The sequence below is a fragment of the Hymenobacter ruricola genome (assembly GCF_015694525.1).
Classification (GTDB): Bacteria; Bacteroidota; Bacteroidia; order Cytophagales; family Hymenobacteraceae; genus Hymenobacter; species Hymenobacter ruricola.
This window is the reverse complement of record NZ_JADQDM010000002.1, coordinates 231371-250862: the sequence shown is the minus strand read 5'-3', so window position 1 is coordinate 250862 and position 19492 is coordinate 231371. Positions and strand designations below refer to the sequence as shown.

The following is a 19492-nucleotide window of genomic DNA, read 5'->3' as shown; positions in this document are numbered from 1 at the left end:
TTGTGATAATTTGAAAAAATTGCGCAATTAAAAAAGTGCCAAAAAAATGTTTTTCGGTGCAAGAAATTATTCTGCTTACGTTTGGTCAGGTCATCGAAAGAAACGGCGGCCATTCACTTCATTTCACCATACGTTCACCCCATGAAAAATCTGTTCCTGGCTACCTGCCTCTCGGCAGGCATGTATGCCGGCCCGGCGTCTGCCGGCGGCCCCGGCGATGGCTCGTACTCGCAGGCGATGATGAACCGGGCCACCACGCTCACGCGGGCCCTGGCCCAGCACATCCATTTCAACGAGGCGCAGTACCTCGCGGTGAAGCAGCTGCACCTGAACATGCTCACGGAGCGTCGCGACCTGGAAATCCTGCTCAACGGGGCCAGCGCCGAAGAGCGTGACACCCGTCTGGCCGAAGCCCAGCAGCGCTACGAGTTTGAACTGGCCAGCTTGCTGCAGCCGCAGCAACTGGTGGCCTACCAGTCGCTCCGCAGCAACTTCACCGCGCACCGCCTCAAGTAGGGGAGGCCGGCCGTGCCCAAACACGAAAAAGCCCGCTCGTTGGAGCGGGCTTTTTGTTTGCCAAACGGGTGGCGAACGCCTAGCGGGCGTTCATTTCCACATAGTCGCGCTCCAGCTCGCCGGTGTAAATCTGGCGGGGGCGGCCGATGGGTTCTTTGTTCTCGCGCATTTCTTTCCACTGGGCAATCCAGCCGGGGAGGCGGCCCAAGGCAAACATCACCGTGAACATCTCGGTCGGGATGCCCAGGGCTTTGTAGATAATGCCCGAGTAGAAGTCCACGTTGGGATACAGCTTGCGCTCGATAAAGTACTGGTCGGTGAGGGCAGCCTGCTCCAACTCCTGTGCGATTTTCAGCAGCGGGCTGTCTTGCATGCCGAGGGCCTGCAACACCTCATCGGCAGCCTTTTTGATGATTTTGGCGCGCGGGTCAAAATTCTTGTACACGCGGTGGCCGAAGCCCATGAGGCGGAACGAGTCGTTCTTGTCCTTGGCTTTGGCGATGAACTTGCTGGTGTCGCCGCCGTCGGCCGCAATGGCTTCCAGCATTTCGATAACTTCCTGGTTGGCACCGCCGTGCAGGGGGCCCCACAGGGCGTTGATGCCGGCCGAAACCGAGCCGTAGAGGCTGGCGTTGGCCGAACCCACGAGGCGCACGGTGCTGGTGGAGCAGTTCTGCTCGTGGTCGGCGTGCAGGATGAGGAGTTTGTTCAAGGCGCTCACCACTACCGGATTGATATCATACTTCTCGGTGGGGAAGCTGAACATCATGTAGAGGAAGTTCGCGCAGTAATCCATGTCGTTGCGCGGGTAGTTCAGCGGGTGGCCCATGTTGTTTTTGTAGGTCCAGGCCGCGATGGTGGGCATCTTCGCCAGCAGGCGAATGATGTTGAGCTCCATCTCCTCGGGGCTCAGGTCCGGCGACACGCTCTGCGGGTAAAAGCCGGTGAGGGCGCAGATGAGCGACGACAGAATGGCCATTGGGTGCGTGGCCGAGGGGAAACCGTCAAAAATCTTGCGCATGTCCTCGTGCACCAGCGTGTGCTTGGTGATTTGGCCGCTGAAGTGGCTGAGTTCGGCTTCGGTGGGCAGGGCGCCGTAAATCAGCAGGTAAGCCACTTCGAGGAAGCTCGATTTCTCGGCCAGTTGCTCGATGGGGTAGCCGCGGTAGCGCAAGATGCCTTCTTCGCCGTCGAGGAAGGTGATGGCGCTTTTGGTGGCGCCGGTGTTCTTGTAGCCCGAGTCGAGGGTGACGTAGCCGGTCTGGTCGCGGAGCTTGCCGATGTCAAACGCCTTTTCGTGTTCGGTGCCTTCAATGACGGGCAAGGTGATGGACTTGCCGTCGAGAATGAGTTCAGCAGATTCTGCCATGGGCGGGAGGGATGGGGAAATAATACGGTGCGAAACTAAGGCATACGCCGTAAGCCGGGAAATTTTGGGGCTTAGCCCTACGCTTTCACTACAAAAGAAACCGGCCTGCTGTTTCCGAAATGGGCATAAAAAAAGCTTTTGGGGCCAATGGCAACGATTGCGAAGATTTCGCGACGCCGCAGGTTAAATCGGCGTTAAAGCCCGCTCACTTGCCGATGCAAAACTGGGTGAAGATGCTGGTGAGCAAATCTTCGGAGGAGATTTCGCCGGTAATCTCGCCCAGCGCCGCCAAGGCGTGGCGCAAGTCGGCGGCCAGCAGTTCGGTGCCGCGGCCGGTGTCGAGGCCGGCTTGCACGGCGGCCAGGTGCGCGGCGGCTGTTTCCAGCGCCCGGGCGTGGCGCACGTTGGTCACAATGGTGGCCGAAGCCGTGTTTTCCAGCGCCGAGCCGCGCACCTGGGCCACCAAAGCGGCTTGCAGCGCTTCCAGGCCCTGGTTCTGACCAGCCGCCACAAACACCAGCGGCGTTTCCGCACCCGACTCGCCTGTCCGAAGCTCAGCGGCAAAGGCTTTTGGGGTTTCGGGCGTAGCCAGGTCGGTCTTGTTGCCCACGGCCATTACCGGCAAATCAAGCCCTTCGGTGAGCTCTTTTATTTCAGCCTGCACCTCGCCGGGCGTCATCTGGGTTAAGTCGAAGAGGTACAGGAGCAGCGCGGCCTGGCGCACGCGCTGCCGGGTGCGGCGCACGCCGATGGCCTCCACTTCATCGGCCGGATTGTCGCGCAGGCCGGCCGTGTCCACAAAGCGAAACCGCAGGCCGTCGAGGCTGACTTCGTCCTCAATAAAGTCGCGGGTGGTGCCCGGAATGGCCGAGACAATGGCTCTTTCTTCGCGCAGCAAAGCGTTGAGCAGCGTCGACTTGCCGGCATTCGGCCGCCCGGCAATGACGGCGGTAATGCCGTTTTTGATGACGTTGCCGAGCTCAAACGAGCGCAGCAGACCGGCTACCACGCCGCGCACTTCGGCCAGCAGCCGGGCCAGGCCGGTGCGGTCGGCAAACTCCACGTCTTCTTCGCCAAAATCCAGCTCCAGCTCCAGCAATGCGGCAAACTTGATGAGCCGGCCGCGCAACTCCCGCAACTCCTGCGAAAAGCCGCCGCGGAGCTGATTCAGGGCCACGCGGTGGCTCAGGGCCGAGTCGGCGGCGATGAGGTCGGCCACGGCTTCGGCCTGGGCCAGGTCGAGGGCCCCGTTGAGGAAGGCGCGCTTGGTGAACTCGCCGGCTTCGGCCAGGCGGGCGCCGTGGCGCAGGAGCAGGGCCAGCACCTGCCGCACCACGTAGTCGGAGCCGTGGCAGCTGATTTCGACCACGTCTTCGCGGGTGAACGAGCGCGGCGCGCGGTAGAGGGCCACCACCACTTCGTCGATGACGTCGCCGCTGGCGGAGTCGCGCAGGGTGCCGTAGTGCAGCGTGTGGCCAGCTGCTTCGGGCAGGCTTTTCTTGGAAAAAACGGCGGCGGTAATGGCCACGGCAGCGGGCCCCGACAGGCGCACAACCGCCAGCGCGCCCGCGCCCGGCGGCGTGGACAAGGCCACGATGGTATCGGAAAAAAGAGCTTGGGCCACGACAGGTTTCGGTTACGCCGTTACAAACAAATTACGGCTGACTTCGGCCGAAATGAGTGCCGTGCGCTCACGGTTTATTCTGATTTCGAAAGAATTATCAAATGCCACCTTGTCCAGTACTTCAACCAGTGCGCCGAGCTGCAGGCCCACCTTGTCCAGGTATTGCAAGAAGGGCGCGGAAGTGTTTTTGACGGCGGCCAGCGTGCCGCGTTCGCTCGCGCAGAGGTCGGCCAGCAGGCGGTGGGCAGGGCGGCGCATGGCCCCGTCCTCGGCCGGAATGGGGTCGCCGTGCGGGTCGAGGGCCGGGTGGCCCAGGAAGGCGTCGAGCCGGCGCATGAGCAGCGGCGACTGCACGTGCTCCAACTCCTCGGCCACTTCGTGCACCTCGTCCCAGTTAAAGCCCAGCTGCTGCACCAGAAACACCTCCCACAGCCGGTGCTTGCGGATGGTGAGCAGGGCCAGGCGCTGGCCTTCGGGCGTGAGCTGCACGCCGCGGTACTTCTCGTAGTTGAGCAGGCCCTTATCGGCCAGGCGGCGCAGCATGTCGGTCACCGAGGCGGCGCGGGTGTCCAGCGCCGCGGCAATGCGGTTGGTGCTCACGCCCGCGGCGTCGGGTTCGGCCTCGGCCAGCTTGAAAATGGCCTTGAGGTAATTTTCCTCGGTGTGGCTGGGCATCTGGTTTAATAATGAATTAAGAATTGTGAATTAAAAAATTGAGTCAATGAAGCCGCGCCACCTAAGTAGCCGACTGCCGATTAATTCATAATTCTCCATTCATAATTCTTAATTGCGAAGCATATCCTACCATTTAATCAGGGCCGAGGCCCAGGTGAAGCCGCTGCCGAAGGCGGCGAGGCACACCAGGTCGCCGCGCTTGATGCGGCCTTCCTGCACAGCTTCGCTCAGGGCGATGGGCACGGAGGCGGCGGTGGTGTTGCCGTAGCGCTGGATGTTGCTGTACACTTTGTCGTCGCTCAGGCCCATTTTCTGTTGCACGTACTGGGTGATGCGCAGGTTGGCCTGGTGCGGAATGAGCATGTTGACGTCGGAAGGCTGGTAGCCGTTCTGGTCCAGGGCTTCCTTGATGACCTGCGGAAAGCGCACCACGGCGTGCTTGAACACGTTTTGGCCGTTCATGAAGGGGTAGAGGTCCTGCTTGTTGGCCACCACATAGTCAGCCCGGTTGTCGCGGTTTGAGCTGGGCTCTTTCACGATGAGCTCCTCGGCAAATTCGCCCTGCGAGTGCAGGTGCGTGCTGAGGATGCCCTGGCCTTCTTCGGTGCTGGGCCGGAGCACCACGGCGCCCGCGCCATCGCCGAAAATAACGGCCACGCCGCGGCCTTCCGGCGACTTGTCGAGGCCCGAGGAATGGATTTCGGAGCCCACCACCAGCACCGTGTCGTACATGCCGGTGCGGATGAACTGGTCGGCCACCGAGAGGGCGTACACGAAGCCCGAGCATTGGTTGCGCACGTCAAGGGCCGGGCAGTTGTTAGTGATGCCGAGCTCGCGCTGCAGGAGCACGCCGGAGCCGGGAAAGAAGTAGTCGGGCGAGAGCGTGGCAAATACTATCATCTGCACGTCGTTGGCTTCCACGCCGGCCATTTCCAGGGCCTTGCGGGCGGCGTTGGCGCCCATGTTGGCGGTAGTGTCGGTGCCTTCCTCGAACCAGCGCCGCTCCTGAATGCCGGTGCGCTCCTGAATCCAGGCGTCGGAGGTGTTCATCATCGGCTCCAGCTCGGCGTTTTTTACGACGCGGCTCGGAACGTAGTGGCCGACTCCGGCGATGTAAGAATGACGTAGCGTTGCCATAAACGGTTGAAGTGAGGGGGTGGGAGGTGCGAATAGAAGCGTGAAAGAAACGAAAGCGGCTCTGCAATGAAGCAGCCGCTCAGTTGACGCAAAATGGGCGCAAAGGTGGCGGTTTAAACGAGAGAATCCAGCAAAAGCCACAATTTTTTGCCTTCCCCGGCCCACAGCGCATCAGCAGGGATGCCGTGGGGGTAAAAACTGGCGCTCCGCAGCTGCGCCACCAGCGCGGGCCCGTCGATGGGCTGGGCGAAATCGACGGACAGTCCCGCGCCGTGTTTTTGTAGCAATTCCTGCCACAAGGGGTTCGGCGAAGCCAGCATGGGCAGGCCGTGCGCCAGGTATTCAAACAGCTTGGTGGGCCGGCAACGTTCCGTGCTCGGGTGGGGCCGGTAGGGCAGCAAGCCCAGGTGGCTGCGGCCCATTTCGGCCACGATTTCGGCGTGCGGCACGGGCAGCGCCCCGCCGATGAACGTGAGCCAGGCAGCATTGGCGGCTACCTTTTCCTGAAGCTGCCGCAGCAGCCCGGGCTGCTGGCAGAAGCCAATGATGGTGAGCCGCGCCCCGCTGGGCCAGGCCCCGCGCAGCGCCTCGGCCAGCGCAATGGCCTCCCACACGCCGTTGAGCGCGGAAATGGTGCCCGAAAACAGCAGCCGCAGCGGCTCCCCGGGCGGCGGCAGGGGCGTGGGCTGCGCGGGTAGGGCTTCGCCGGGCACGGGCTGGTACTTGTTTTCCAGCAGCACGACCCGGCCGGCCGGCAATGCTTGCAGGAAGGGCAGTTCGTCGGCGTAGCTGGCTTCGGCTAACACCACCCCGGCGGCCCGGCGAGCGGCGTGGCCTTCCACCCAGCGCAACCCGGCGGCCAGCAGCCGGCGCGTGAGGCCCTGGTACACGCGCTGGGTCGAAACGTTCAGGGCGTAGTTTTCGCGGATGTCGTAGAGGAATTTCCGGCCGGGGCCCAGGCGATTCCAGAGCAGCGTGAGCGGCAGCAGCTCCGGCGCGTGCACGACGACCAGCTGCGGTTGCAGCGCCCGCAGCAGGCGCCAGTAGCGGGCCTGCGCCCGTAGCCGGTTAGGGCTCAGGCGCGAGCCCCAGAAAATGCGGTGGTGGTGAACTTGCGGAAAGGCGTCGACCAGGGTGTGATGCAGGTCGTCGCCGGTGTCGCGGCCGGCCACGTGGAGCTCCAGGGTGGGCCGTTCCAGTAGCGTTTCGGCAAACTTGCCCCGCATGCGGGTATCGTCCACGGGCTTGAGCACCGAAGCCAGCAATACCCGTACCTGCGACGAACCGGAGCCAAACACACCCCAAAGATGGTAGTTTTGCCGGTCTAAACCCAGCAGCAGACCCCTGCTGCTCCCATATCCCATTTTCATGGCTGACCTGCAAACCCTAATCGAAGCCGCCTGGGCCGACCGCGCGCTGCTCCAAACCCCCGACACCAAAGCGGCCATCGAATCCGTCATCGAAGCCCTCGACAAGGGCCGCCTGCGCGTGGCCGAGCCCCCGCAGGACCGCACCAACGAATGGCAGGTGAACGACTGGGTGAAAAAGGCCGTCATCCTGTACTTCCCCATCCGCCAGATGAGCACCCAGGAAGTGGGCCCCTTCGAGTACCACGACAAAATGGCCCTCAAAACCGACTACGCCGGCCAGCAGGTGCGCGTGGTGCCGCCCGCCGTGGCCCGCTACGGCGCCTACCTGGCCCCCGGCGTCATCCTCATGCCCAGCTACACCAACATCGGCGCCTACGTGGGCGAGGGCACGATGGTCGACACCTGGGCCACCGTGGGCTCCTGCGCCCAGATTGGCAAAGGCGTGCACCTGAGCGGCGGCGTGGGCATCGGCGGCGTGCTGGAACCCGTGCAGGCTTCCCCCGTCATCATTGAAGACGGCGCCTTCATCGGCTCGCGCAGCATTTTGGTCGAAGGCTGCCGCATTGGCACCGAGGCCGTGATTGGCGCGGGCGTTACCATCACCGGCAGCACCAAAATCATCGACGTAACCGGCCCCGAGCCCAAGGAGTACAAAGGCTACGTGCCGCCGCGCTCGGTGGTCATTCCGGGGTCCATTGCCAAGCAGTTTCCGGCCGGCGAGTACCAGGTGCCGTGTGCGTTGATTATTGGCCAACGCAAGCCCAGCACGGACTTGAAAACGTCGTTGAACGACGCGCTGCGGGACTTTGGGGTGAGCGTTTAAGGCTGCAATCCACTATAACCGATAAAAAAGCCCGCCAAGCAGCGGGCTTTTTTATCGAACTACTTTTGCCGTACCGCACGGTTTTTCCACCTCACCACACGGCTGCCCCTGAAAAGGTGAAGCCCCCGGTGCTAGGAACACCGAGGGCTTCGAAGAAGAAGGTGGAAACGCACCTAATTCTCGGTCCAATGAGAAAAAATCGTGCGGCGAAGATACGGCGAAAAGCCGTGCTTCGTAAACCCATACTGCCTGCGCTTGAAAAAGGTTTCTGGTGGTGGCTGATGCTGGAAACGGTCAGGGTGGCAATTGCTGCCGCGGCCCGTCACTGGCTCGGCTAATGGGTTGGCAAGGGGCCGGGCCGCGAGGTCCGGCTCCTTGTTTTTTACACCCCCGCCTTCAGCTTCTCGCCAAACAGCGCCTTCACTTTGTCCACCTTGGGGCGGGCCACAAACTGGCAGTAGGGCTCGTGGCCGTGCAGGTTGAAGTAGTTCTGGTGGTAGTCCTCGGCGGGGTAGAAAGCCGGGGCGGGCAGAATCTCCGTCACCACGGGGTTGGGGAAAGCCTTGCCGTCGTTGAGCTTCTTCTTGTACTCCTCGGCCAGCTGCTTCTGCTCCTCGCTGTGGTAGTAGATGCCCGAACGGTACTGCGTGCCCACGTCGTTGCCCTGGCGGTTGAGGGTGGTGGGGTCGTGGGTTTTCCAGAAGATTTCGAGCAGCTCCTTGAAGCTGATGACGGCCGGGTCGAAGGTGACGTCGATGACCTCGTTGTGGCCCGTGAGGCCGCTGCACACTTCCTTATACGTCGGGTTGGCGATGCGGCCGCCGGTGTAGCCGGACACCACTTTCTCCACCCCCTTCAGGTTCTGAAAAACGGCCTCGACGCACCAGAAGCAGCCGGCGCCAAATGTTGCATGTTCCATGGGTAGGGTTGATTCGTTGTTGGGTTGGTAACAACGCGGTAGACGCGGCGGAAGTTATTTCCTTACATAGCTAGCCAGTGGCATCGGCTGTCATTGCGAGCGCAGCGAAGCAATCCGTCCTGTCAGAACCAGACACATCTTTCTACCAGAAAGCCCCGGCACTGCGCAGTGCCGGGGCTTTTCACATCATTAGATTGGTCGCTGAGAACAGGACGGATTGCTTCGCTGCGCTCGCAATGACAGGCGACGCTCCGCCGAAAACTACTTCCGGAACCGCGCGGCCACCACCAGCTCCTTCGAGCCGGCCGTGTATTGGTAGAAGCCCTCACCCGACTTGGCGCCCAGGCGGCCGGCCATTACCATGTTCACCAGCAGGGGGCAGGGGGCGTATTTGGGGTTGCCCAGGCCCTCGTGCAGCACCCGCAGGATGGCCAGGCACACGTCCAGCCCGATAAAATCGGCCAGCTGCAGCGGGCCCATGGGGTGGGCCATGCCCAGCTTCATCACCGTGTCGATTTCCGCCACGCCCGCCACGCCCTCAAACAGCGTGATGATGGCCTCGTTTATCATCGGCATCAGGATGCGGTTGGCCACGAAGCCGGGGTAGTCGTTCACCTCCGTCGGCGTTTTGCCCAGCTGGCGCGCGAGGTCCATCACGTGTTGCGTCACTTCGTCGGAAGTGGCGTAGCCGCGAATGACTTCCACCAGCTTCATCACCGGCACGGGGTTCATGAAGTGCATGCCAATCACCTGCTGCGGGCGCTGGGTGACGGCCGCAATTTTGGTGATGGAAATCGACGAGGTGTTCGAGGCCAGGATGGCCGCGGCGGGCGCGTGCTGGTCCAGGTCGCGGAAGATTTGCAGCTTGAGGTCCACGTTTTCGGTGGCGGCTTCCACCACCAGGTCGGCGGCGGCCACGCCTTCGGCCAGCGAGGTGAAGGTGCGCAGGCGGCCCAGCGTGGCGGCCTTGTCGTCTTCGCTCAGGGTGGCTTTGGCCACCTGCCGGTCCAGGTTTTTGGTGATGGTGCCCAGGGCCCGGTCCAGGGCCGGCTGGGCGATGTCGATGAGCGAAACAGCAAACCCGTGCTGCGCGAACACGTGGGCAATGCCATTGCCCATGGTGCCGGAGCCAATAACGGCGACGTTCATAAAAAGCGAAAAAAGAGTGGGTGGGATGGGGTAACCGGCGCCAGGCGCGGAGGTTGCAAAGCTACGCGCCCGGTAGCAACTGCCGGTTTTGTTTGCATGCACGTAACTATTTTTTCGATTATTATATCCTTTTGCAAACCCCTCCGTACAAAGCCGCATAGTTCGTTTTTTCTCACCCTTCACTTCACACTAGCCATGGGCAACCTCCTGTATATCATCGCCGTCATCCTCATCATCATCTGGGCCGTTAGCTACTTTGGTGGCTATTACACCGGCGGCATCATCCACACCCTATTGGTCATCGCCATCATTGCCGTGTTGCTGCGCGTCATCAGCGGCCGAAGCGCGGTCTAGAGCTTCGGCTCCGGGTTAACTTTAAAAACACAAAAAAGCCGGACTGGAAACAGTCCGGCTTTTTTGTGTTTGCTGACAATTAGCGTGATTTTACCTGCCAATGTTGAAAAGCAGGCTGAAGCGCACCACCAGGCCCGGGTAGAGCGAGTAAATGGTGTTGTCGAAATTATACAGGCCCACGATGTCGAAAGCTGCTTTTTCGCCGATGGGCGAGCGGTAGCCGATGCCGGCCAGCGGCGTGCTCACGGTTTTGTTCACTTTTGAGAGGTAGCCGAAGCCGTCATCGCTCAGCAGCTGGGCGTTGGTTACCTCGTATTCGGCGTGCAGGAAGAACTCCCGGTACACGATGTACTGCGCGAAGACCTTCACGCCGATGCTGCTGGTGGAAATGCTCGAAGCCCCCGCCGCCGTGATGGCGTAGCCGTCGGGCACCGAGTAGCTGCTGTAGGCGTAAGAAATGCCCGGGCCGGCGGCAAACTTGCTGGTGAGCCGGAAGCCCAACGCCGGCGCCGCGCTGACGTTGAATTGCGACAGCTGGTTGTAGGACGAAAAGCCCAGCCCGAAATTGGTGTAGATAAACTTCTTGGACGGCGGCTGGTCTTCGGCACCGCCGGCCTTGGTGGCTTTGCGGTTGGGGAAATCCAGGCCCGAGGGGGCATCGGGCGTGGGCTGCGGGGCGGGCATCGTGGTGGCCGGCTCGGGCACCGGCGCGGCTTCCGGCTGCACGGGCACCGGCGTGGGCTCGACGGTGGGGCGGGGCTGCGCCGGCGGCGGGCCGGGAGGCGCCGAGTTCAGCACGGGCTTGTCCTGCGCCTGGGCGCGGTGGGCGGGCAGCAGGCCGGCCACACCGGCCAGCAGCAGCAAGGGAAGCAAATGGCGTTTCATGCGGAAATGAATGAGGAATGGGGAATAAAGAACGAGGAATTGCGGTCTGGGAATGGGTCATTCCTCATTCTTTATTCCTCCGTAAACGAGGCGCTACGCCAGTTGGTACATCTTCTGGCGCTGCGCTTTCAGGGTTTCGTCGGCCAGGTATTCTTCGTAGTTCATGCGCCGGTCGATGATGCCGTCCGGGGTCAACTCGATGATGCGGTTGGCCACGGTGTCGATGAACTGCAAGTCGTGCGAGGCAAACAGGAGCGAGCCCGGGTAGTCGCGCAGGGCGTTGTTCAGGGCCGTAATGCTTTCCAGGTCCAGGTGGTTCGTGGGGTCGTCCAGTACCAGCACGTTGCCGCCCTCCAGCATCATCTTCGAGAGCATGCAGCGCACTTTTTCGCCTCCACTCAGCACGTTGGATTTCTTCTGCGATTCCTCGCCCGAAAACAGCATCCGGCCCAGCCAGCCACGCACGAAGCTCTCGTCTTTCTCCACGGAATACTGCCGCAGCCAGTCCACGAGGTTCAGCTCGCCCGACTGGAAGTAGTTGTTGTTTTCCTTCGGGAAGTAGCTCGGCGTGATGGTGGTGCCCCATTTGTACTCGCCGGTTGGCGATTTCACTTCGCCAAACAGGATGTCGAACAGGAGGGAAGCGGCGCGGTCGTCGCGGCCCACAATGGCCACCTTGTCCTTCTTGTCCAGCGTGAAGCTCACGTTTTTGAAAATAGTCTGGCCGTCCACTTTGGCGCTCAGGTTTTCCACGCTCAGCAGCTGGTTGCCGGGCTCCCGCTCGCTCTTGAAGGCGATGTAGGGGTAGCGGCGCGAACTGGGCTTGATGTCTTCCAGCGTCAGCTTTTGCAGCAGCTTCTGGCGGCTGGTGGCCTGCTTGCTCTTCGAGGCGTTGGCCGAGAAGCGGCGCACAAACTCTTCAAGTTCCTTGCGGCGGTCTTCGGTTTTCTTGTTGGCGTCCTGGCGCTGGCGCAGGGCCAGCTGGCTGCTTTCGTACCAGAAGGTGTAGTTGCCGGGGTACATCGTGATTTTGCCGAAGTCCAAATCGGCCATGTAGTTGCACACGGCGTCGAGGAAGTGGCGGTCGTGGCTCACCACAATCACCGTGTTCTGGAAGCCGTCGAGGAAGTTTTCCAGCCACAGCACGCTCTCGGCGTCCAGGTTGTTGGTCGGTTCGTCAAGCAGCAGCACGTCGGGGTTGCCAAACAAAGCTTGGGCCAGCAGCACGCGCACTTTTTCGCTGGCGCCGAGGTCGGCCATCAGCGAGTGGTGCTTGTCTTCGGTGATGCCGAGGCCCGAAAGCAACTCGGCCGCTTCGTACTCGGCGTTCCAGCCTTCGAGGTCGGCAAACTCGCCTTCCAGCACGGCGGCGCGCTCGCCGTCGGCGTCCGAAAAATCGGCCTTGGCGTAGAGGGCGTCCTTTTCCTGCATCACCGCAAACAGGCGCTGGTGGCCCTGAATCACGGTTTGCAGCACAACCTGGTCGTCGTAGGCAAACTGGTTTTGCTTCAGCACGGCCAGGCGCTGGCCGGCCGGCATTTCCACCGAACCGGTGTTGGGCTCCAGCTCCCCGGAGAGAATTTTCAGAAAAGTGGATTTGCCCGCGCCGTTGGCCCCAATCAGGCCATAGCAGTTGCCCGGCAGGAATTTGGCGGTAGCGTCTTCAAACAAAATGCGCTTACCGTAGCGCAGGCTCACGTTGGTGGTGGAAATCATTCAGTCAGAAAATAGTAGCTCACAAAAGCCGCGCAGCAGCGCACGGCAGGCCGCAAAATTACGCAACAGGACCCGAGCCCAAATCCACAGCGGAAAACTACGGGCCCGGCCCGCTGAAAACAACTAAGCAGCAGCCCAATTAGTGCCCGGTGGCGCGCGCAAAATGCCGCCTGCCGCCCGCAAAAGCGGCGCGGGCATAACTTCTGGCCCGCGCAGGCAGTATAAAAAGCCAGACCGCTGGCGCGGCCGGCGCATTTCCACCTTTTACCGACCTTCTTACCATGGCTGATACGAATTTAACCTCCGAAAACAACGGCTTGCGCATGGGCATTTTCACCGCCGTGGCGCTGGTGGTGTACACCGGCATTGCCGCGCTGGCGGGCTTTCTCGACAAGATTGAGGCGGGCGCCCTGGACCTGGTCATCCTGGCCGTGGGCGTGGTGCTGGCCATCAAGCGCCTGAAGGCCGCCAAGCGCGACCGGCTTTCTTACATGCAGGGCTTCAGCACGGGCATCATCACCGCGCTGGTGGCTTCGGTGCTGCTGGGCGCCTTTTTCTGGCTGATGGGCGGCATCATCAAAGACGCCGTGGAGCGCATCCAGGCGCGGGATTTGTTCGGGGCCGACCTGGGCGTGCTGATTGGCGGATTGGGCATTATCCTGCTGGGCACCATGACCGGGGTCATCGTGTCGCTGGTGGCCATGCAATACTTCAAAAGCCCTGACCATCAGCCCATAGCCAGCCTCGATTAAAGGTTGGATTATTTGGTAAAACACATTGAACAGGCCTCACTTGGGGCCTGTTTTTTTGTAATATTCCAATACAGAAAAATTTGTCTTATAATAAATAAAAGATAAAACAGAAACTAAACATTATCTTGCAGGCGTTGTCGGAAAAGCCTACCCTTTTTCAGGTCAAAAGAATGTCTGTTATGTCTAAATTTGCTCACTTCCTGTTTGCCCTGCTCCTCGTGGTTTCTTCGTTCTCGGCGCACGCCCAGATGTCGGACCGGCTGAGCGAGCACCCCACTTATGGCAAAGCCCTGGCCAAGGACGCGGAGAACGTCACCCGCGAAATGGCCAACCGTTTGCATCTCAACGAAGGCCAGGTACTGCGCCTGCTGCCCCTGAACCGCACCAAGCTCGCCGGCCTGAATAGCATCAACCGCGAGTATAAAACCGACGAAGCCGCGCGCGCCGCCAAAGCCGCCGAGCTCGAAGCCCAGTACGAGCAGGAGTGCAGCCGCATCCTGACGCCTTCGCAGCTCAGCCAGCTGCAGCAAACCAACGGACAACCCTCCACCGCTCCGGCCACCACCGGCAACGGCCTGGGTTGATTTCGCGCCCATCCGACACAAAAAGGCCCGCCGGCAATTGCCGGCGGGCCTTTTTTATGCGCTTAGCAATGCTTCTTATAAGTCCTTGCCGGGAGACAGCGGGTCGCTCAGTACCTCCGTCACGGTGCCGAGCGGGCCGAAACGGAGGCTGAGGCAGGCCGCGCCGGAGCGGGGGTGGCGGGGGGTGCACTGGCGGCCGGGCTCCAAGTAGTAATAGTACACCTTTTCGGTGCCGGCGCGCAGCTCTTCCTCATCGGGCGGGCCCAGCAGGGCGGTCACGTCGTCGGCCCGTGCTTCGTAGAGCTGCTCTTTGCTGCGCACCAGGGCGGGCACGGCGGCGCGGCGCTGGTCTTGGCAGGCGTAGGGGTCGGCGCGCCACGCTGCGGCGTCGAAGCCCGGCAGCCGGGGCAGGGCGTGGCCGCAGCCGCCGGCCAGCACCGCGGCCGGAACCGCCAGCAACCGCGCAACGCGCCGAAGCGGGGGCAGCAACAAAAAAGCAGGCATTACGAAAAAGGCTGATGAAACCGGCGCGGGTGAGCCGGATAAGTGACGAAACTAAGCACTAAATTTGGCAAGCAGGTGTAGTAGGCAGCCAGAGCATTATCGTTAGCACAGACCAATCAGGAAGTTATATGGTGAAGCGGTTTCGCGTTTTTACGGGAGCAATGGTGATGGGCGCGCTGCTGCGGGCCGGCAGCAGCGGCGCGCAAACGGTGCCCGCGGCTGCCCTGGACCAACTGCCCGCGCCCGCCCGCCGGGCGTATTTCCAGACGGCCTTTGAGCAGGAAGCGGCGCAGCTCTACGCCAAGATGGGACTGGGTGAGACGGGCCTGCCGCTGGCCGTGTTTCGGGAGGGGCTGGTGGGCTACTACAACCTGCGGCCGGCCGGCAAGCAAGCCAGCAGCCCGCCGGTGCTCACGCTGATTGACTTCAGCCGGCCCAGCCAGCAAAAGCGCCTGTGGGTCATCGACCTGGAAAAGGCCAAGGTGCTGTTTCACACGCTGGTGGCCCACGGCAAAGCCAGCGGCGCCGACGTGCCGGTGGCGTTTTCCGACAAGAACGGTTCGGAGATGAGCAGCCTGGGATTCTACCGCACGGCGCCCACCACCTACACCGGCAAGCACGGCCTGTCGCTCAAGATAGTGGGCCTGGACCCCGGCTTCAATACCCACGCCGAAAGCCGGGCCGTGGTGGTGCACGGCGCCGAGTACGTGTGCGAAGACTTTGTGAAGGCCCACGGGCGCCTGGGGCGCAGCCAGGGCTGCCCGGCCCTGCCGGTGGCCGAAACGGCGGCCATCGTGAAAGCCATCAAAGGTGGCAGCGTGATTTACCTGCACGGCCCGGCCACTGCCGGCTACCGGTCGCGGTGGCTGAACGTGGACACGGCCGTGGAGGCCTTTGCCAGCCAGCGCAAGGCCAGCTAAGGCCCGCCGCCGGGCCCGGAGAATAACCAGAACGGAAAGGGTGCGTTAAAAGCGCAGCGGGGCAATTCCCGCTGCCGGCCGCGGGTGGCCGGGCTCACCAAATTCACTTTTTCTTTCTTCGTCCATGCGCCTCAATCTCCGCTTCATCATTGGCATCATCGTGGCGGCGGTGTCCCTTTTCAGCTATTATTTCCACACTTCTAAAAACGAGGTGACCGGCGAAACGCAGCACGTGAACATGAGCGCCGACCAGGAAATCGCCCTCGGCCTGCAGGCCGCCCCCGAAATGGCGGCCCAGTACGGCGGCGAAAGCCCCGACGCCCGCGGCACGGCCATTGTGCAGCAGGTGGGCCAGCGCATCATTGCCAGCACCAAAGCCGGCCAGACGCCCTACAAATTCCAGTTTCACCTGCTGGCCGACGACCAGACCATCAACGCGTTTGCGCTGCCCGGCGGGCAGGTGTTCATCACCCAGGGCCTGCTGAAAAACCTGACCACGGAAGCCCAGCTGGCCGGCGTGCTGGCCCACGAGATTGGGCACGTGGTGGGCCGGCACTCGGCGGCTCAGGTAGCCAAGTCGAACCTGACGCAGGGCCTGGCCGGAGCGGCCACCATTGCTTCCTACGACCCCAACAGCCCGGGCAGCTCGGTGGCCAAGGCGGCCGTGGCGGCGGCCATTGCCAAGGTCATCGGCCTGCGGTTTGGGCGCAACGACGAGCTAGAGGCCGACCGGCTGGCCGTCGATTTCACCCCCCAGGCCGGCTACGACCCCCGCGCCATGATTCAGGTGATGCAGATGCTGGAGCAGCAGGGCGGCCGCAGTTCCACGCCGGAGTTCCTGAGCACCCACCCCAACCCCGGCAACCGCATCGGCGAGCTGGAAAAGGAAATCGCGGCGGAATTCCCGCAGGGCGTGCCCGCCGGGTTGAAGAAGTAGTCTGAACCGCAGATTTTCGCAGATTTAACGGACAAGAACGGATTTAGACGGGCGCACTGCCGCTATTCGCCCGCAGTTCGGCAGGCCTACTTTGGCTATCCAACGCAATGGGCGCAGCTAATCAACTGCGCCCATTGCGTTCAGATAAGAGTAACAGCCGAGCATTGCTTATGGGAGCCGTCAGAATCCGTTCCTATCCGTTAAATCTGCGAAAATCTGCGGTTCAGAAGTTTGGCGGCGTGAGGTTTTTGAAGTGGCCGTTCAGCCGTACTCGCTCCTTTAGGCGCTCGGTTTCGAGCACGACGGGCAGGATGGTGTCGAGGTGGTCGCGCACCAGCTCCTGGCGTTCCTGCTCGCTGGTGGTGGCCAGGAGTTGGTATTCCTGCTCGGTGCTGAAGCCGATGTGGTGGGCCACGTCGAAAATGCAGTAGTTGGGGGCTAGTTCCAGCAGCAGCTTGCGCAGGCCCAGGGCTTCGTAGAGCTGCCGCACTTGCTTCGTGATGATGTCGCGCAGCAGCGGGTCGGCTTCGTTGTCCTGCACCACGTCTTCAATCAGGCCGCCGGCGTAGAGCTTGCCCGGCGCCTGGCGGTAGAATTTGTTGATGCGAAACACGCCCACGGCCCGGGTCCGGATGTCGAGCTCGCCGCTGGAATAGGTTTGCTCCACGCTCACGAGGCGCATTTCGGTGCCCAGCTCGCTGAGGGAATTGTCGAGGTAGGGCGGGATGCCGAAGGTGGTGTTTTGCTCAATGCACTCGCGCACGAGCTGGCGGTAGCGGGGCTCGAAGATGTGCAGGTTGAGTTTCTCGCCCGGAAAAACGACCAAATTCAGGGGGAACAGCGGTAGCAGGCGGGCCATGCAGGTTTGGTGCGTTTGAAGGGGAGAAAAGCTGACCGGATATCCATCAAAACAAAGATTGACTGCGACCTGCCCTTTTCCATTGGGACGGGGCCGGACGCCGGGCAGCTGTACACAACCGCGAAACGGGGTGAGGGTTGGCGAAACTACGGCTTCGCTCGCACAAACGCTGAATTGAGCCGGCCCAAGGGCTTGCGGGCAGTGGCATGACTTACCTTGGATAGGGCTGTTGCCGGCAAGCGTGGCAGTTGGCAGTGGCGTCGTTGTTGGACTCGTCGGCCTGGCAATCATAGTTGTGGCTGAAGTCGTCATCATTTTGCTTACAGGTCGGGTTTGGGCTGGTCTGGTACCGGTTAATAAGTCGCAGCCGTATAGCTGGACAAGCCAAAGACGCACCCGCTTAAATTACTTTCGCATGCCGCACTTATTATTCAGAAATCTTCATCGGCTGGCCGTTGCGGTGGCTCTTGGAACGGTAGCGGCCTGCCACGGCCCCGACCAGCCCGCCACCGCTCCGCCACTGGCTGAAAAACCGCCGCAGGTTGCCGTAGCAGCGCCGCGGCTGGTGGAGCAGGCCTTGGGCGACAGCGGCTATTTTGTGACGTTGCCCGGCACCTACAAGCTGCGCAGCACCGACGCGGCCGACTTTCTGGTTTATTACTTCGCCCCGGCCGATACCACCGTGCGCACCAGTTTCACGGGCGGCCTGTACTTCGGCGGCCACCCGCAGGAAGCCAGCGAAACGGGCCCCGGCTGCCAACTGCGCCGCGTGCCTACCACGTTGCTGGGCCGCCCCGCCACCTGGCGGGTGCAGCGCTGCGCCACCGGCTACACCGTCAGCGCCGTGTTTGACAGCCATAGCGGCCAGGGGTGGAACCCCTTAATCAACGCCTTTGGCGAAGCCAAATCGGCGGCCGAGCTGCGCCAGCTGCTGGCCATTTTTGCTTCCCTGCGGCAGCAGCCGAAGGCCAGCGGCAAGGCTGGACAGTGAAAGCGACGTGTGCCCGCGGCAACAATGAAATGGGCCGTTGGCTGGGCTTATTTTGTTTTGATTAACAAAATCATATCAGTGGAGTGGCCGCGCTGCTAAGCCCTGCGCCGGCATTTTCCGTTATATACGGCCATGAATCGTTCTATACTGCTCTGGGCCGCGCCGCTGCTGCTGGCGCTCAGTGCCTGCCCCTCGAAAAAAACCGACAAAGCCCAAAGCACCACGGCCCCCGCGCCCGTGCCAGCCGATTATCGCCAGCCGGGCTACGTGCAGTACCGGGGCCAGCTGACCGGCGCGGCCGATTCTGTGACCTTGCACCTCACCATCAGCCCGGCGGTGCCCGGCGATGCGGCCGTGGGGGGCATCAGCGGCTACTACCTCGGGGCCGACGGCGAGCCGCACGAGCTGCAGCAGGTTTCGGAGGTGCGCCCGCAGCCCGATAGCCTGGTGCTGGCGTATTACGACCGTGCCGTGCGCGATGCCGACGGCAACGAGCGGGAAATTCGCTGGCGCCTGCGCCGCCAGCCCGACGGCCGCCTGGTGGGCACCGCGGGCGGGCAGGCGGTGCAGCTGCGGCCCGTGCGCCCGGTCCTGGCCCTGGCGGTGCGCTCGTTTGCCGATTCCGTGGCGGCCTTTCCCACCAAAACCCCTTCGCCGTATGGCCACGTGGGCCTGCAAGGGCTGGAGCCGGTGGGCAACTCACGCGTGGGGCAGGCCGTGGCGGCCAACCTCCGCCGCCTGCTGCGCGGCGATAGCCTGCCCAACCGGCCCGTGCCCGACCTGGCCCGCCTCTGGCAGCAGCAGCGCGCCGACTTCAGCAAATATTACCAGGAAGATGCCGCCGAACTGGCCAAGGATATGGCGCCCGACTCGACGGCGACGGCCGCGGACTCCACCGAAGACTACAGCCCCAGCCTGCGCTACCAAAGCCAGAGCAGCGCGTCGGTGATTTGCGAGCAGGGCGATTTGCTGAGCCTGCGCATCCTGGATTACAGCTACTCGGGGGGCGCCCACGGCAGCTTCGGCAGCACGGTGCGCAGCTTCGATTTGCGGACCGGCCGGGTACTCGCGTTCAATGATATTTTCCGGCCGGAGGCCCGCACCCGCTTGCTGCCCTTGCTGGAAAAGGGCGTGCGGCGCACGCTGGGCATCGGCGACAACGAGCGGCTGGATAGCCAGCTGATGGACAACGAAATTCGGCTGACCACCAACGTGTGCCTCACGCCCGGCGGCGTCCTGTTCATGTACGGGCCTTACGAAATTGCCGCCTACGCGCTGGGCGAAATACCGGTGTACATTCCTCTGGCCGAGCTGCGCCCGCTGCTGCGCGAGGGGCTGCCGCTGCCCGGCGCGGGCACCGGAGTGGCGAAGCGGTGAGGAGTTCCGTTGGGTTTGCCCGCTTACCACT

At 62.3% G+C, this 19492-nt stretch carries 21 protein-coding genes; 10 read left to right on the top strand and 11 right to left on the bottom strand.

The features are described 5' to 3' along the window. The first annotated feature begins 141 nt into the window (after positions 1 to 141). The gene (locus I2H31_RS05105) at positions 142 to 516 is read left to right on the top strand and encodes a hypothetical protein (RefSeq protein WP_196291928.1); all 375 of its coding nucleotides are present in this window, start codon (positions 142 to 144) and stop codon (positions 514 to 516) included. A gap of 79 nt (positions 517 to 595) precedes the next feature. On the opposite strand, the gene I2H31_RS05100 is transcribed toward I2H31_RS05105, so the two are convergent. From I2H31_RS05100 to I2H31_RS05080, 5 genes are all read right to left on the bottom strand, one after another. Beyond that, complete coding sequence (locus I2H31_RS05100; protein WP_196291927.1) at positions 596 to 1885, bottom strand: citrate synthase; 1290 nt, start codon at positions 1883 to 1885, stop codon at positions 596 to 598. 205 nt (positions 1886 to 2090) lie between these two features. Further along, a complete protein-coding gene (gene mnmE / locus I2H31_RS05095; protein ID WP_196291926.1) occupies positions 2091 to 3509 on the bottom strand; it encodes a tRNA uridine-5-carboxymethylaminomethyl(34) synthesis GTPase MnmE in 1419 nt (472 codons plus the stop codon). Positions 3510 to 3521: 12 nt separating this feature from the next. Then, positions 3522 to 4184, bottom strand: coding sequence for a metal-dependent transcriptional regulator (locus I2H31_RS05090; protein WP_196291925.1), 663 nt, complete (start codon positions 4182 to 4184; stop codon positions 3522 to 3524). Between the two features lie 126 nt (positions 4185 to 4310). Then, positions 4311 to 5321, bottom strand: a complete 1011-nt coding sequence (locus tag I2H31_RS05085) for a 3-oxoacyl-ACP synthase III family protein (protein ID WP_196291924.1) — start codon at positions 5319 to 5321, stop codon at positions 4311 to 4313. A 113-nt stretch (positions 5322 to 5434) separates the two neighbouring features. Beyond that, entirely contained in the window at positions 5435 to 6619 is a 1185-nt protein-coding gene (locus I2H31_RS05080; protein WP_196291923.1) for a glycosyltransferase, read from the bottom strand. Positions 6620 to 6689: 70 nt separating this feature from the next. Between I2H31_RS05080 and I2H31_RS05075 the strand changes: the two genes are divergently transcribed. Continuing rightward, a complete protein-coding gene (locus I2H31_RS05075) occupies positions 6690 to 7514 on the top strand; it encodes a 2,3,4,5-tetrahydropyridine-2,6-dicarboxylate N-succinyltransferase (RefSeq protein WP_196291922.1) in 825 nt (274 codons plus the stop codon). A gap of 188 nt (positions 7515 to 7702) precedes the next feature. Then, on the top strand, positions 7703 to 7852 hold the full coding sequence (locus I2H31_RS05070) for a hypothetical protein (protein WP_196291921.1): 150 nt from the start codon (positions 7703 to 7705) through the stop codon (positions 7850 to 7852). A gap of 44 nt (positions 7853 to 7896) precedes the next feature. On the opposite strand, the gene msrA is transcribed toward I2H31_RS05070, so the two are convergent. Beyond that, positions 7897 to 8433, bottom strand: coding sequence for a peptide-methionine (S)-S-oxide reductase MsrA (gene msrA, locus I2H31_RS05065; RefSeq protein ID WP_196291920.1), 537 nt, complete (start codon positions 8431 to 8433; stop codon positions 7897 to 7899). 261 nt (positions 8434 to 8694) lie between these two features. After that, positions 8695 to 9582 (bottom strand): 3-hydroxybutyryl-CoA dehydrogenase, encoded by an 888-nt coding sequence (locus I2H31_RS05060; protein WP_196291919.1) that lies wholly within the window; start codon positions 9580 to 9582, stop codon positions 8695 to 8697. 195 nt (positions 9583 to 9777) lie between these two features. Between I2H31_RS05060 and I2H31_RS05055 the strand changes: the two genes are divergently transcribed. Continuing rightward, the gene (locus I2H31_RS05055) at positions 9778 to 9936 is read left to right on the top strand and encodes a lmo0937 family membrane protein (protein ID WP_196284921.1); all 159 of its coding nucleotides are present in this window, start codon (positions 9778 to 9780) and stop codon (positions 9934 to 9936) included. 90 nt (positions 9937 to 10026) lie between these two features. On the opposite strand, the gene I2H31_RS05050 is transcribed toward I2H31_RS05055, so the two are convergent. Beyond that, positions 10027 to 10821 carry a hypothetical protein gene (locus I2H31_RS05050; protein WP_196291918.1) on the bottom strand — a complete coding sequence of 265 codons (795 nt, stop codon included), beginning with the start codon at positions 10819 to 10821 and terminating at the stop codon, positions 10027 to 10029. Between the two features lie 93 nt (positions 10822 to 10914). Further along, positions 10915 to 12537, bottom strand: a complete 1623-nt coding sequence (locus I2H31_RS05045) for an ABC-F family ATP-binding cassette domain-containing protein (RefSeq protein WP_196291917.1) — start codon at positions 12535 to 12537, stop codon at positions 10915 to 10917. A 281-nt stretch (positions 12538 to 12818) separates the two neighbouring features. Here I2H31_RS05045 and I2H31_RS05040 point away from each other — a divergent pair, with 281 nt between their 5' ends. Together I2H31_RS05040 and I2H31_RS05035 are read left to right on the top strand one after the other, a co-directional pair. After that, the gene (locus tag I2H31_RS05040; protein ID WP_196291916.1) at positions 12819 to 13289 is read left to right on the top strand and encodes a DUF4199 domain-containing protein; all 471 of its coding nucleotides are present in this window, start codon (positions 12819 to 12821) and stop codon (positions 13287 to 13289) included. A 179-nt stretch (positions 13290 to 13468) separates the two neighbouring features. Beyond that, positions 13469 to 13873 carry a hypothetical protein gene (locus tag I2H31_RS05035; RefSeq protein ID WP_196291915.1) on the top strand — a complete coding sequence of 135 codons (405 nt, stop codon included), beginning with the start codon at positions 13469 to 13471 and terminating at the stop codon, positions 13871 to 13873. 75 nt (positions 13874 to 13948) lie between these two features. Here the strand turns inward: I2H31_RS05035 and I2H31_RS05030 are convergent, their stop codons facing one another. Continuing rightward, positions 13949 to 14377, bottom strand: coding sequence for a hypothetical protein (locus I2H31_RS05030; RefSeq protein WP_196291914.1), 429 nt, complete (start codon positions 14375 to 14377; stop codon positions 13949 to 13951). A gap of 128 nt (positions 14378 to 14505) precedes the next feature. Here I2H31_RS05030 and I2H31_RS05025 point away from each other — a divergent pair, with 128 nt between their 5' ends. Together I2H31_RS05025 and I2H31_RS05020 are read left to right on the top strand one after the other, a co-directional pair. Further along, the gene (locus I2H31_RS05025) at positions 14506 to 15297 is read left to right on the top strand and encodes a murein L,D-transpeptidase catalytic domain family protein (protein ID WP_196291913.1); all 792 of its coding nucleotides are present in this window, start codon (positions 14506 to 14508) and stop codon (positions 15295 to 15297) included. A 124-nt stretch (positions 15298 to 15421) separates the two neighbouring features. Then, positions 15422 to 16234 carry a M48 family metalloprotease gene (locus tag I2H31_RS05020; protein WP_196291912.1) on the top strand — a complete coding sequence of 271 codons (813 nt, stop codon included), beginning with the start codon at positions 15422 to 15424 and terminating at the stop codon, positions 16232 to 16234. Between the two features lie 223 nt (positions 16235 to 16457). Here I2H31_RS05020 and I2H31_RS05015 read toward each other — a convergent pair whose 3' ends face one another. Continuing rightward, positions 16458 to 17093 (bottom strand): LON peptidase substrate-binding domain-containing protein, encoded by a 636-nt coding sequence (locus I2H31_RS05015; protein ID WP_196291911.1) that lies wholly within the window; start codon positions 17091 to 17093, stop codon positions 16458 to 16460. Positions 17094 to 17508: 415 nt separating this feature from the next. Between I2H31_RS05015 and I2H31_RS05010 the strand changes: the two genes are divergently transcribed. Together I2H31_RS05010 and I2H31_RS05005 are read left to right on the top strand one after the other, a co-directional pair. Beyond that, a complete protein-coding gene (locus I2H31_RS05010) occupies positions 17509 to 18084 on the top strand; it encodes a hypothetical protein (protein WP_196291910.1) in 576 nt (191 codons plus the stop codon). A 132-nt stretch (positions 18085 to 18216) separates the two neighbouring features. Continuing rightward, on the top strand, positions 18217 to 19461 hold the full coding sequence (locus I2H31_RS05005) for a DUF3298 and DUF4163 domain-containing protein (RefSeq protein WP_196291909.1): 1245 nt from the start codon (positions 18217 to 18219) through the stop codon (positions 19459 to 19461). The last annotated feature ends 31 nt before the right edge of the window (positions 19462 to 19492 follow it).